Raw genomic sequence first — 13,174 nt, 5'->3', positions numbered from 1 at the left:
AGTGCCGCATTTTGAGACTTAAATTGGTTATATTTCATAGTGAGCGGTGATAGGCTGTTGGGTATGGTCTTAGGCCTTTTAATTCTTATTTTTTTCCAGTTTTTGGGTGAAGCCACTTCGACGTTGCTGGGACTTTTTATCCCAGGTCCGGTCATTGGGATGGTTTATTTTTTATCGCCCTGTTACTGGTGCCAAAAATCAAAAACCAGGTGGAGGCCTTAAGTCGTTTTATTAATTCTTATTTGGCCCTGTTTTTTGTACCAGCGGGGGTGGGCCTGATCGAGTATTTTGATTTATTTGGTCGCTATGGGGCAGCGATGTTTTTTACATTGGTGATAAGCACGGCGATCACCTTGGCCGTGACGGCGTGGTTCTTTAACTTATTGCTAAAATATTTTTCGCCGGAAAAATCCCATGATTGAGTTGTTTTCCCTGATCATTACGTTGGGATTTTATCTGCTGGCCCGTAAGGTGAGTGAACGGGGATCTCATCATCCTCTTCTCAGTCCCCCGGTCTTAGCGATGATAGCGATCATTGCGGTGCTTTTAGTTTTTCAGATTTCATACGCGGATTACTTTAGGGGTGTTCGGCCGATTCATTTTATGTTGGGGCCGGCCACCGTCAGTTTTGCGTTGCCGCTATTTTTACAACTGTCGCGCTTGCGCCGAGTTTTGGTTCCGTTAGTCATCGCTTTGGCTGTGGGATCTTTTGTGGGGATCTTTAGTGCGGTTTTAATAGGGCATCTATTAGGTTTGCCTCACGAAATTCTGCTTTCACTGTCCCCGAAATCCGTGACAACACCGATTGCAATGGGGATTTCAGAAAAAATCGGGGGAACACCCGCATTAGCCACGGTCTTTGTGATGATCACCGGAGTGGCCGGGGCGCTTATGGCGACGACCGTGATGCGCTTAGTGAAAGTCAAAGATCCTTTGGTGCAAGGATTTGCTATGGGTCTTTCATCGCATGGTTTGGGAACTTTTAGAGCTTTTCAAATTCATGAAATGGCGGGAGCTTTTGCGGGACTGGCGATGGCTTTAAACGGTCTGATGACAGCGATCTTGATCCCGCTTTTCTTGCATTGGATTCCGTAAAAAAGTTTTTTAATTTTTAATAAGCTCTGCAAATCCTGAAACCCAAGCGTCATTTTCATTCACGCACGGGACAAGATTGAATTCTTTTCCCCCATGTTCATGAAAGACTTCTTCACCACCGATGCCGATTTCTTCTAGGGTTTCAATGCAATCTGCGACGAAGCTCGGGCAGATGACAGCTATACTTTTAAGCCCTCTTTTTGCCAATTCCTGGATGGAATGCTCCGTGGAAGGTTTTAACCATTCGGCGCGACCGAGACGGGACTGAAATGAAACGCTCCATTGATTTTTTTGCAATCCCAAGCGGTTCGCGATGGCCTGGGCAGAGGCAAAACATTGCGCCCGATAACAGTTTTTAGCGCACGCATTTTTTTGCAAACAGCAGTCCGGCGTGATCAGGCAGCCTTCGATTTTTTTGACGTGACTTTCAGGGAGCCCGTGAAATGAAAATAGAAAATGATCGACCTCTTTACCGGAAACAGTTTGTCGTGCCAGATCGGCGGACGGATTGATAAAGCATTCCTCATCAAAAAATGCCGGCAGAACTTGGGTGTTTAAGTGGCCTCCCCTTTTTTGAATTTGATTTAACGTATATTTCACTGAAGAGCCTGTTGTCGCCTCGGCATATTGAGGGAACATCGGAACGATAAGTAAGTCCTTCAGGCCTTCAGAGGAAAATTCAGCCAACGCGCGATCAATGGTGGGCTCAGCATAGCGCATACCCACTTTGACGGAATATTCAGAACCCAGAGCGGTTTGAAGTTTTTTGGCAAAACGATCACTAAAAACAGTTAACGGAGAGCCTTCGCCTTCCATCCAGACTTTCTTGTAGTTGGCGGCAGAAAAAGGCGCGCGTTTGGGGACGATGATCCAATTCACCAAGGGGTAACGAACAATCCATGGTAAATCAATCACGTCACGATCCATCAGGAAGTTCAGCAAATACGTTTTCACATCCTGAACTTGGTAAGATTCTGGGCTGCCGATATTAAGTAATAAAACACCTTTTTTAGCCACGGTTTGCAATCTCCTCTGCCAATTCATCGCTGCGATCTAAGATTTTGCTTAAGCCAATGCCGCCCAGATAATTCCCATGTAAAAAAACGCGACCCTGGGGTTGGGATTTAAGCTCGTGCAGAACTTTTTCAAGTTCCAAATCATAAAGTGGTAAGGCCTTTTTCCAGCGATGCAAACGATAATCTAAAAGCGCGTCCTTGATGCCTAAGATTTTGAATCGTTCTTCGGCAATTTGTTTCAAAATTTCACTGTCGGCGGCATCTAAGATATCACCGGCATTGTTGCCACCTAAGATCCACGTTTCGTTATAAGTTTTATCGCGATCCGGGAAGATATAGGTATTCATCAAAACCCCTAAAGTCTTCATCCCGTAAAGTTGCGGAACCAAGCAGCCAAAACCTTTGTATTTCGTCTGGCGGGTTTTAAAAAACAGCTTCACACTTAAAAGGCTTGCGGTATTGATACGATTTAAAAGCTTTGCGGTGTGAGGCTCGGCAGTTTCTAAAATTTTTGCCGCCGCGGTGCTAGACGTCGCGATCACGACCGGGCCTTGAAGCTCGCTGACATTCACTTGAGTGTTTAAATGAATTTTTACGCCCAAGCTCTTTAGTTTTTCCTCAAGCGCATCCACCAGGCCTTGCATGCCATTGGTGCCCGTCAAAAGACCTCGGAAAGCTCCGCTTTTTGTTTTGCGACGAAAAGACGGACCTAAAATAAGTTCTGAACTTAAGTGTTCTGCCCCCGTGGCGTAAATGCCTTGCATGGCAGGGCCTAAAAGATATCTAGCGGCCGCAGGGCCCAAATGTCTTTCACCCCAATTATGCAAAGTTTCATTGGCGCGTGGAAAGACCGAGGGTTTATTAAAAATAAATGAAGGTAAAAAACGAAAAGCCGTGGCGAAGGTTTCAAGGATTGTTAAAGGCCAGCGCTTTGGTTTATCGCGAAAGATAAATCTTCTTTTGGAATCTTCTAAAGGCACAACGGAAGTTAATCCAAGCTCATTGAAAAGTTCTTCAGCTTTATAAGTGCGGATGAGGGCGTTGGCCGCTCTTTCGGCTAAGCCGTGCTCGGTGTTTTCAGTTCCTAAAAGTCCACCGACGCGCGATGAACTTTCGTAAAGGTCGACCGTGAAACCTTTTTGCGCCAATCTTAAGGAAACGGTGAGGCCGGCAAAGCCCGCCCCGATCACGTGCACGTGCTTGCTCATATCGACTGTGAAAAGATCTTGGTTTGAGGTTGTTTTGACTTCAAACGTTCATCAAAGTACACGCAAGCATTGCGTAAGAACGGGCGCCCTGCTTCTTTCACGATCAGTTTGTGATCTTTGATTTCCACGAGCGAATCGCGAATCATTTCATGCAAGAATTCTTTGGCCCCGGCTTCTTGGGCGTCATCAATGAACTTCACTTCAAACTCTGTCATTAAAGTCAGGATTTGCTCGCGGCGAGTCCGATCTTCTTGGGTCAGAACATGACCGCGAAGTGTCGGTAATCGACCTTCGTTAAGGCAAGCTTCGTACAGCGGCAACACTTTTTCATTTTGATGAAAGCTGAAAGGTGTTTCGGAAATTGAAGACACGCCCAAACCTAAAAGCACATCGGTGCGTTGATCGGTGTAACCCATAAAGTTGCGGTGCAAACGATGTTCTTTCATCGCAGTACTAAGTCCATCCGTCGGAAGAGCAAAATGGTCCATACCGACTTCCACATAACCAGCTTTCAGTAAAACCCCACGAGCGATTTCGTACAGTTCACGTTTTTCCGCAGATTTTGGCAAATCTTCGTCTTTAAAAAGTCTTTGCGCCGGTTTAATCCAAGGGACCAAGGCAAAGCTGTAAAGAGCGATACGGTCCGGGCGCAGTTGCACCGTTTTTTCAGCTGTTTCACGAATGGATTCTGCGGTTTGTTTGGCTAATCCATAGATCAGGTCAAAGTTCACAGATGTATATCCCATGTCGCGTGCCGATTTTGTAAGGTCCGCGGTGATTTCAAAAGGCTGAATGCGATTTACGAGGCGTTGTACTTCCGGATTGAAATCTTGCACGCCCATGCTGACCCGGTTAAAGCCAAGGTCTCTTAAAGCTTTTAGTTGATCCGCGTTGGTACGGCGGGGATCGACCTCGATCGAGCCTTCAAAATCGTGTTTGTCGATTTTGACTTGGGATAAAATAGGCTTAATTAAAGCTACAAGGTTTTCTGCTGACAAGAATGTCGGAGTACCACCACCTAAGTGGATGTGCTTTAAGGGCTTGGTTAAAAGCTCGGGCACATTTTTTACGTACAGCTCCCATTCCTTTAAAATCAATGCAACATAAGGATTTTCTTTTTTATGATCCTTCGTGATGATCGTGTTGCAACCACAAAAAGTACAAAGACTTTCGCAGTAAGGAATATGCAGGTACAAACTCCAGCTGCCAGATTGTTCTTTTAAAGTGGCTCTTAAATGATCCACCCATTGATCTGACGTGGGATTGGTTTCCCAATAGGGAACGGTGGGGTAGGACGTATAGCGCGGGGCTGGTACGTCATACTTTGCTAAAAGTTCTTTCATCGTGAAAGCTCCTTTCGCACGGTATCCACAAACATCTTCACATGTTTTTCAGGTGTCTTAGGTAAAACGCCATGACCTAAGCCGCAAACCCAGCCCGCACGTTGTTCTAAAGACATGTCTTTAAAGGGTGCGATGAAAGTTTGCAGCGCTTTTTTGAAATCAGATTCTTCCATAAATAAAAGCCCCTGATCGAAGTTTCCTTGCACAAAACCTTTGTTTTGCACGGTGAAACATTCTGGCAAGAAGCAGCGGTGATCAAAACCTTGCCCCGCCCATGGAAGGCTGGTGAATTCTTTATTAAAAAACACAGGCTGTGTTCCTTTTGAATAGTAACCAATTTTACCTGGGTATTCTTGTGCCAATCGCGCAATCACCGGTTGGATCCACTCTTGGAAGAAGGCGGGCGAAACCTCGCCGGCCGCCGTATCAAAGATCATCACGATTTCTACTCCACCTTCCAGCTGCAGGCGGATGTTTTCTTTGATCAAAGGATACATTTTTTCTAAGAAAGTTTTAAACAAGTGAATCTGCGCTTTAGATTGAATCAAAGATCCGGCGTGGGATCCTTCAACAGCGTAAACGAACAGCGTCCAAAGACCGCCGACAAAGCCGATCAAACTTTTGTTTGAAGGCAACACCGCGCGCGTGGCTAGGACGGCTTCTTTTTGGAAGTGCATGAACTTCACAGCTTTATCCACATCCCCCAGACGAGAAGCGCTTTGGGAATCCAAACGGAAACCCAGTTGCGGCCCGTGATCTGTGTATTGCAAGCCCATGCCCAGGGCCTCTAAAGGAAAAAGGATGTCACTGAACAAGATAGAAACGTCAAAATCAAATTCTTCCACCGGACCCAAGGCTACTTGCGCCGCAAGTTCCGGTTTTTTACACAAGTCTTCAAAAGAATTCTGCGCGCGCAAGGCTTGATAATGTTTGTGGTAACGACCTGCTTGGCGCATAAACCAAATCGGAGGCACGGCTTGGGGTGTTCTTTTTAAAGCGTTTTGGAAAAGGGTATTCATGTGGTTTCCTCCGTGGCCCATTGATAGCCCACACCACGCACCGAGCGGATGTGTTTTTCCCCCTCATCACCCAAGAGATGACGAAGGCGGACGATGATGTTGTCGATGGTGCGATGACTTGGGTTCTTATCGACCCCCCAGATTTCATTCATGATGTCATCGCGGCTTAGCACTCGCGGAGATTTTTCCACAAGCATTTGTAAAATCTTAATATCGGTGACCGGTGGGTATTCTATTTGTCCGGATTTTCTTTGCACCGACATGGTAGCAAAGTTCACGGTGCAGGATTCTAATACCAACTCTTTAGCAGGCGCATGCGCCTCTAAGACGTGTTTTACGCGAATCAAAAGTTCTTTTAAGTGGAAAGGTTTTGGAATGTATTCTTCCGCGCCTAATTCAAAGCCACGCAAGCGAGATTCTGCATCGGCTTGCGCAGTCAGGAAGACAAATAAAGCCGGAGAGATCTTTTTAATTTTTTCTGCCAGTTCAAAGCCATTTCCGTCGGGCAAGCCCACGTCTAAGACGATCAAATCAAAATCGCGGGTTTTGGTGAACGTGCTCCAGGCTTCCGCCAAAGTTTTTGCCCAAGCTACTTCATAGTCTTTTTGCAGACGTTCTAAAAGAGTGGTTCCTAGGGAAACATCGTCTTCGACTAAAAGGAGTTTTCTCATTTCAGTTTCCCTCCGATATTAATGTGAACTTTGAAGCCTTCGTTTCCACGGGAATCAAAAGCAATTCTGCCGTTCATCTTGGTAACAAGTCGCTTGGTAATATAAAGACCAATACCATTGCTGCGTGAATCTTGGGATTTTAAAAGCTCTGATCCTAGTTTTTTATCCTCACCCTTAAAGCCCAAACCATCATCTTCTACGCTGAGTTCTAAACGAGAAGAGCCCGCGGCTTTAACTTTGATTTTTACGCTACTTGCTTGTCCATGCAGAACAGAATTCTGTAAAAGATTTTTAAAAACACTGACCAGCGCGCGACGATCACCGCGCACCAAAGCATCTTTTTCTAGCTCCACCGAAAGCTCTGGAAACTCAATGCGCAAAGAACTAAAGATATCACGCAAAGAGATGTCTTCGCTTAACAAGGTCCCGGATTCTAAGCTTGACAGCAAAAGAGAATTTTCTAATTGCAGATCCAGGCGTTGGATATCTTGAATCAAGCGCTTCATCACCGGGTGTTTACCGGCTTGGTCTTCTTCTAAGACTTCGGCTTGCAAGCGCAGGCGGGCAATGGAGGTTTTAATATCGTGACTGAAAGTTGCAAAAAAGAAGCTCAAACGCTCATGGCGTTTTTGATCGCGGTAAGTGAAAACAACTAAAGCCACGCCACCTAAAAGAATGGCGGCCAATAAAATAGAGCCTTCCCAGGCAAACATGCGATGGGATTTTTGCAGTTGTTCTAAAGTCACGCCTTGATCGGGATTGAGTTTAATTAAAAAGAAAACCCACCACCAAGCCACAAGCGAAAACGTAAAAACGAACCATACGATCGCTAATGCCGTCTTAACTTGTGCCTTCATAGGTACCTGCCTTTAAAGAGATTCCACAATCAAGCTGGCGGCTTGATTTAAGATTTCATCTGTATGGGCCATAGAAACAAAACCCACCTCATAAGCATTGGGGGCTAGGTAAACGCCTTTATCCAATGAACGCAAGAACAAACCTTTGAAATCCCCGCTTTGAGTTTTAGGAATATGATCAATCGAACGGATTGGCGAAGAGGTCTTGCCATGAATCCAGAACAAAGAAGCTTGCGCACTGACTTGCAGGTCCGAACCTTTTTTCGCAAATCCCTCGCGCAAAGCGTGTACGAATTTGTTTGTTCTTTGCTCTAAAACATTCCAACCATCCAGGCGTTGCATTTTCTTTAACGTCACAAGACCCGCCCGCATCCCGACAGGATTGGCGCTTAAGGTCCCGGCTTGATAAACATCACCACTTGGTGCGACCAAGTTCATAAGATCAGCTTTGCCGCCGTAACAACCGACGGGGAAGCCGCCCCCAATGATTTTTCCGTAAGTCACAAGATCCGGAGTAATGCCGGTCACTTCGACCATGCCCTTAAGGCCCACACGGAAACCAGAAATAACTTCGTCAAAGATCAACAAGCTGCCATTCTTTTTGCAAAGATCTGCAACCTTTTTTAAAAATTCTGGGCGCTGAACTAATAGACCGTAATTGGCTGGAAGTGGTTCAATAATAACAGCGGCGATATCTTTACCTTGAGCTTGGAAGACTTGTTCCAAAGCGGCTTCATCATCTAAAGGTGCTACGACTGTTTGGCGAGCCGTTTCTTCAGAAATTCCTGCCGAAGAAGAGGCCGCCGCCCCCGCAAGGCCGCTGCCGGCTTTTACTAGCAAGTTGTCGACGTGACCGTGATAACAGCCTTCAAATTTCAAAATTTTATTGCGACCGGTAGCCGCGCGGGCCACACGCAATGCACTCATCACGGCTTCGGTACCTGAAGAAACAAAGCGCAGCTTTTCCATGAAGGGCAAAGTGCTGGTGATCCATTCAGCTAGTTCTAAAGAATAAATTTCGGTCGCCCCAAAAGTCCACGCGGTGTCGATCATGCGATGAACTTCTTCTTTCACGTCGGCATCCAAGTGACCCAAAATCAACGGGCCAAAGCTTTGGCAAAAATCGATGTACTTTTTGTCTTCCACGGAAGTCAAATAAGCCCCTTCGGCTTTTTTAAAGAAAACAGGTGCACGATCTAGACCCTTAAACGAACGAACGGGAGAGTGAACTCCGCCCGGAGTGATTTTTAAAGCGCGTTTAAACAGTTCATCAGAACTTAGATTGTGCATTGATGTCTCCAGTCCTCTTGATCCAAAAACACATGCAAACGGTTCGGGTCAAAGGCGTTATTTTTTTCTAGATAAGCGCGAATGACTTTCGAGGTATTCCCCGGGCCACACGCGTGATGTTTTGTTAAAATCGAAGCGTCTTCTTTGACGGCATGTAAGAATTGGGTGCCGCTATTCCAGAAGAAGCATTCTTTCCCGGCGAAATTTGGGTCGCCCGAAAGAACTTTTAAAGAATAGGTCGAAACAAGATCGAAAGCGGAGTCTTTGTTATCAAAACCGTCATCATGAGAAAGCTTGGCCCACTTCAATGGTTTTCCGGCCAAGATATCAATCCGGGGATTTTCTTGCTCGCCCAAGCTTTCAGAGCATCCATGAACCCAGATGCCATCTTGAGCCAAGTTCTTCCAGGTTTTTGTGCCCGCCGTCCACACATATCCCGTTTCTTCGATGCCATCGGTCCACGCTTCGGCACGCGCGACGTAAAAAGCATTTAAAGACGCGTCGACCGTCACGATTGAATGGCGAGTGCGTTCTGCTTTCATTTCACCCGACCACAAAGCGGCCTCGGGAAATTTCGGCGGTTCGTTTTTCAAATCCAGGCGACGAGTTTCTAAAACTCGACCGTCATCGGTCAGTCCGCGCAGCACCGTCAGCTCGCCATAAGGTCTTGCTAAAACAGCGACCCCAATTTTTTGATGGCATCCCCCACCAAAGCTGGCCAGCAGGGCGCGTTCTTTGATCGCACACTCGTAAGTCTCTTGATCATGAATAGGTGTTAGCAATTCGCGCAGATCGGAACGTGTCGCTAAGATTTCTACGGCCAAAGCGCCTTGAGCTGCTGCATTGGGATTGATATTTAAAGGCAACACGGCCCATTGAAGCTGATCCAAATAAGATTTTAGCAAGGCTTGTACTTCGCGGAACTCTTCGGCTGGTGCCGAAAGCAAACGGTCTAAAGCAGCCTTTGCCACGATCAGTCCATTCACCTCATCACTTTCTAAAAGCTTGCGAATGCGTGTCGGGATGTTCCCGCGCACACTTTCAAAACTGACGGATTCCAAACCAAATGGCAGGTGAGTTTTAAAAAACGGCGTCAGATTGTATTCGCGACGAGGGGAAGAACTAAACACGCGGAGGGCTTTTGCTGCACGAATTTTTTCGAAGTGAGATTTTTTAACAAGCAAAAGATCGCGTTGATCCGCACGTGGCATCGTCGCCACGATGGCGGTGTCCGTTTTTACTTCTGTCGGAAGATCTTTCCAAGAATGCACGACAAGATCAGTTTCACCCCGGATCAGCTCGCCATAAAAGTCTTCGGTGAAAACACCTTTTTCCGGAATTTTCCATAAAGGATCTGTCAGGTTTTTATCTCCTAAAGATTCTTTGAATTTGTATTCGATTTCTAAACCAGGATGAGCGTCTTTCAGAGCGTCTCCGACCATATAGGCTTGAAGACGGGCAAGATCACTCTTTCGAGCTGAGATTTTTAGGCGCATAGATCGTCCCAACCAAGTGGGCGAAGCTCCGTTCTTTGCATGAAGGCGAGGGCCTTATCTAAAAGGCTTTGTTTTAAGGCCAGAATCTTGTGATCCGTTTCCTTTTTGTTTTCCTCAATTTCAGCGAAAAATTGGTGAAGACCCATCAAGGTCACGTGGGGAAACTTTTCGGCAATCAAAGTCGCTAAACTGTTTTCTTCTCCGCGAAGATCGAAAACATATTTCGGACGTGTGTCTTGTCTGCTCATCAGTTCCAGAATACGTGTGTCTGTCAGAGGGGCCGCAATCACCATGGCTTCACCATGGACATAAGAGTCGTTATAGGTGTTTACTTGCAAGTTTTCGTATTTCGCCGCGAAAGCTTCCATCTTTGAAACTTCACGACAAAGAACTTGCATTGATTTTTTGTGCGCCAGCCATGGCAGAATTTCTTGAGCAAGATGACCAGAACCGCAGATCGTGATTTCTTCCACGTCTTTGGCGTAACGGCGTAAAAGACTGCCGTAGCTTTGCGAACCGATACCCACAAGGTGTTCGGCGCGCGTTTTTTTGACTTCGGCTAAAATAAACTGCAACCATTTTTGGTGATCCGCAAAAAGCGTATCGCCCATTTGTTTGCGGCTTTCGATAAAGTTTTTGAATTGGCCGAAGACTTCGGTTTCACCCACGATGGGTGAGTGCAAACCACACAGGATTTCCAAAAGCAGAGACAACGCCGCCTCACCGCGAAGAATGTGGTCTTCTTTTTGGATGATATCGCTATAGTTGTTTAATTCTGTTTCGGTACAGAATAGAATCTTACGAAGACAGGTCTTCCAAATCGCCGCATCTTGCAATGAGGCCGAAAACTCGGGGGCTAAACCATCCCCAAAATTTAGATTGGATTTTCTGTGAACGAGAAGTATGTCTTCCATGTGTTAATAGGTTTATCACTATACTTTCATTAATTTGTCATCGAAATGTCATACTTGACGAAGAAAGCACGCTGCGGCAAGGCGCCACAAAATGCGGCGCCTAAAAATAGAACGGGAGGGTTGAGATGAGAATCACACAAAGACCAAGAAGAAATAGAGCGACGGCGGCCCTTCGTGAAATGGTGGCCGAGACGGATTTGAGAGTGTCTCAACTTGTACTGCCGTTATTTTTGGTCTCAGGTAAAAATGAGCGCCAGGGCATCTCTTCCATGCCGGGTATTTATCGTTTAAGTCCCGATTTGATTCTGGAAGAGGTCGCAAAAGCCGTCTCTTTGGGAGTTAAAACCTTCGACCTTTTTCCGGCTTTGCCGGAGGCCATGAAAGACCAATTTGGCAAGGAGTCGTTAAATCCTCAAGGACTCTTGCCCACCACATTGAGAATGATTCGCGATAAGTTTCCGGATGTGACATTGATCTCTGATGTCGCCTTGGATCCGTACTCGTCAGATGGTCATGACGGTGTTGTGCGTGATGGCAAAATCATCAATGACGAAACCGTGGAAATTCTTGCGAAAATGTCGGTGGTCCATGCCGAGGCGGGGGCGGATATCGTATCACCCTCTGACATGATGGACGGACGAGTAGGGGCGATTCGTGAAGCCTTAGATCAATCCGGTTTTGAAAATACCGGGATTCTTTCTTATTCCGCAAAATATGCTTCGAGTTTTTACGGGCCTTTCCGTGAGGCTTTGGATTCGGCCCCGAAATTTGGCGATAAAAAAACCTATCAAATGGATTTCCGTAATGCCCGTGAAGCTCTTCGCGAAATTGAGCTGGATGAGCTTGAAGGAGCCGACATGGTGATGGTGAAACCAGCATTAAGTTATCTAGATATTATCAGCTTAGTAAAATCGCACACCAACTTGCCGGTGGCGGCTTACAACGTGAGTGGTGAATATGGTTTGATCAAAGCCGGTGCCAAAGCAGGTATCATTGATGAAACGCGGGCGATGGTGGAAACCTTGTATTCGATTCGTCGCGCGGGCGCGGATATCATCTTTACGTATTTTGCTTTGCAAATGGCCGAGTGGTTAAGAAATAACCAGAAATAGTTGTATGGCTTAAGCCGCTTTTTGAGTTTTAATCCAAGCGTTCAACGCTTTTTTGTCTTCGTCCGACAGACCGATGAAGTGGGTGCGGATGAGAATACGTCCGTGTTCATTTTTATTTTGCGCACAACCGACGACCCGTAAAAGAGGGGCCTTGATATTAATTTCGCTAAAAATATCTGATGCAATTTTAAACTTGTAATCCAGTGGCAAACTGTCCGCACTGTCTAGAAGTAAACCCAGTGGATTCACTTCGCAAACTTGCAAATTCAGCAAAAACACAGCCGGAGCAGATAACTCTACTTTTTCGTGCTCGGCACTTGTGCCTTTGGCCTCAAGAAGGGATTTAATTTTTTCAGACAGGATGGCGACTTCAATCGGTTTGATAACATAGTCGTCTACACCTGAGTCTAAAGCGCGCATCACGTCAGGTTTAGAACGACGAGCCGTCATAAAAATGATTGGTAGGTTTCGATGTTTTAAGCTTTTTCTTAATGTTGTGACCAAGTTGTAACCAGAAATTTTTGGCATGTTGGCATCGGTGATCAAAAGATTAAAGCCTTCTTGATCCAAATAATCCAAGGCGGTGAGAGCATCCGTGGCCGTCTGCACGGCATGTCCTTCTTTGTGTAATAACGAAGAGACAATTTGTAAGGTGATGACATCATCATCCACGACCAGGATTTTAGCCATGAGCTTACGCCGCCTTTAAAAAATAAAGATAGCGCATGCTTTCAATATCTTCTTGGAATTGGCAAAGTTCCCGTTTCATATTTTGCATGTGTTTGTTAGTTAGGTGCCAATCCTGCGTGGTGGCGGCATTTTCAATTTGCGTTAAAATCGCCATCAGTTTTGTGGCACCAAAACTTCCCACCAAAGTGCGAAAAGAAGCCGCGTTGGCACTTAAGCTAGGGGCGTCTTGTTCGTGAAAACTATGACGAAGACGTTGAATGTAATCGGGCCACACCGAGCAATAGGTGCGGATCATGGCTCCTAAAAGAGCTCCATTGGATTCTTGATTTAAAAGAACCAGTGAATTTAGAAATTCATTGTCCATGGACTTATACATAATATTCCCCGTTGATGTGACAAGAGGGTATCGGTGTGTGGGTGTCCCATCTTGATCCGACCATGGTAGAGGGCTTCCATTTGTAAT

14 protein-coding genes are annotated in these 13,174 nt (G+C 46.0%); 3 read left to right on the top strand and 11 right to left on the bottom strand.

Features of this window, described 5'->3' with window-relative positions; translation table 11 throughout:
- Positions 1–188 precede the first annotated feature (188 nt).
- Together AZI86_RS04150 and AZI86_RS04145 are read left to right on the top strand one after the other, a co-directional pair.
- Positions 189–422: a CidA/LrgA family protein gene (locus AZI86_RS04150; protein ID WP_157684619.1), complete on the top strand. Its 234-nt coding sequence runs from the start codon at positions 189–191 to the stop codon at positions 420–422.
- On the top strand, positions 415–1,095 hold the full coding sequence (locus AZI86_RS04145) for an LrgB family protein (protein ID WP_061833824.1): 681 nt from the start codon (positions 415–417) through the stop codon (positions 1,093–1,095). Before AZI86_RS04150 ends, AZI86_RS04145 begins: the two co-directional genes overlap by 8 nt.
- A gap of 9 nt (positions 1,096–1,104) precedes the next feature.
- On the opposite strand, the gene hemH is transcribed toward AZI86_RS04145, so the two are convergent.
- The 9 genes from hemH to AZI86_RS04100 are packed head-to-tail and all read right to left on the bottom strand — an operon-like array spanning position 1,105 to position 10,909.
- A complete protein-coding gene (hemH, locus tag AZI86_RS04140) occupies positions 1,105–2,112 on the bottom strand; it encodes a ferrochelatase (RefSeq protein WP_061833823.1) in 1,008 nt (335 codons plus the stop codon).
- The gene (locus tag AZI86_RS04135) at positions 2,105–3,319 is read right to left on the bottom strand and encodes a protoporphyrinogen/coproporphyrinogen oxidase (RefSeq protein ID WP_061833822.1); all 1,215 of its coding nucleotides are present in this window, start codon (positions 3,317–3,319) and stop codon (positions 2,105–2,107) included. The genes hemH and AZI86_RS04135 overlap by 8 nt, the downstream gene beginning before the upstream one ends.
- Entirely contained in the window at positions 3,316–4,662 is a 1,347-nt protein-coding gene (gene hemN, locus AZI86_RS04130) for an oxygen-independent coproporphyrinogen III oxidase (RefSeq protein WP_061833821.1), read from the bottom strand. The genes AZI86_RS04135 and hemN overlap by 4 nt, the downstream gene beginning before the upstream one ends.
- On the bottom strand, positions 4,659–5,681 hold the full coding sequence (locus AZI86_RS04125; RefSeq protein WP_061833820.1) for a uroporphyrinogen decarboxylase family protein: 1,023 nt from the start codon (positions 5,679–5,681) through the stop codon (positions 4,659–4,661). The genes hemN and AZI86_RS04125 overlap by 4 nt, the downstream gene beginning before the upstream one ends.
- Entirely contained in the window at positions 5,678–6,352 is a 675-nt protein-coding gene (locus tag AZI86_RS04120) for a response regulator transcription factor (RefSeq protein ID WP_061833819.1), read from the bottom strand. Before AZI86_RS04120 ends, AZI86_RS04125 begins: the two co-directional genes overlap by 4 nt.
- Entirely contained in the window at positions 6,349–7,209 is an 861-nt protein-coding gene (locus AZI86_RS04115) for a sensor histidine kinase (protein WP_061833818.1), read from the bottom strand. Before AZI86_RS04115 ends, AZI86_RS04120 begins: the two co-directional genes overlap by 4 nt.
- Before the next feature lie 12 nt (positions 7,210–7,221).
- Positions 7,222–8,499: a glutamate-1-semialdehyde 2,1-aminomutase gene (locus AZI86_RS04110; RefSeq protein ID WP_061833817.1), complete on the bottom strand. Its 1,278-nt coding sequence runs from the start codon at positions 8,497–8,499 to the stop codon at positions 7,222–7,224.
- A complete protein-coding gene (gene hemC / locus AZI86_RS04105; RefSeq protein ID WP_061833816.1) occupies positions 8,487–9,995 on the bottom strand; it encodes a hydroxymethylbilane synthase in 1,509 nt (502 codons plus the stop codon). The genes AZI86_RS04110 and hemC overlap by 13 nt, the downstream gene beginning before the upstream one ends.
- Entirely contained in the window at positions 9,986–10,909 is a 924-nt protein-coding gene (locus tag AZI86_RS04100; RefSeq protein ID WP_061833815.1) for a hypothetical protein, read from the bottom strand. Before AZI86_RS04100 ends, hemC begins: the two co-directional genes overlap by 10 nt.
- Before the next feature lie 125 nt (positions 10,910–11,034).
- Between AZI86_RS04100 and hemB the strand changes: the two genes are divergently transcribed.
- Positions 11,035–12,021 (top strand): porphobilinogen synthase, encoded by a 987-nt coding sequence (hemB, locus tag AZI86_RS04095; protein ID WP_061833814.1) that lies wholly within the window; start codon positions 11,035–11,037, stop codon positions 12,019–12,021.
- A 9-nt stretch (positions 12,022–12,030) separates the two neighbouring features.
- On the opposite strand, the gene AZI86_RS04090 is transcribed toward hemB, so the two are convergent.
- Together AZI86_RS04090 and AZI86_RS04085 are read right to left on the bottom strand one after the other, a co-directional pair.
- The gene (locus AZI86_RS04090; protein ID WP_061833813.1) at positions 12,031–12,711 is read right to left on the bottom strand and encodes a response regulator; all 681 of its coding nucleotides are present in this window, start codon (positions 12,709–12,711) and stop codon (positions 12,031–12,033) included.
- Positions 12,712–12,715: 4 nt separating this feature from the next.
- Positions 12,716–13,087 (bottom strand): Hpt domain-containing protein, encoded by a 372-nt coding sequence (locus AZI86_RS04085; RefSeq protein WP_061833812.1) that lies wholly within the window; start codon positions 13,085–13,087, stop codon positions 12,716–12,718.
- Between the last annotated feature and the right edge of the window lie 87 nt (positions 13,088–13,174).

This window comes from Bdellovibrio bacteriovorus, assembly GCF_001592735.1.
GTDB classification, from domain to species: Bacteria; Bdellovibrionota; Bdellovibrionia; order Bdellovibrionales; family Bdellovibrionaceae; genus Bdellovibrio; species Bdellovibrio bacteriovorus_D.
The sequence above is the reverse complement of the archived record's forward strand: the minus strand, read 5'-3'. Positions and strand labels throughout refer to the sequence as shown.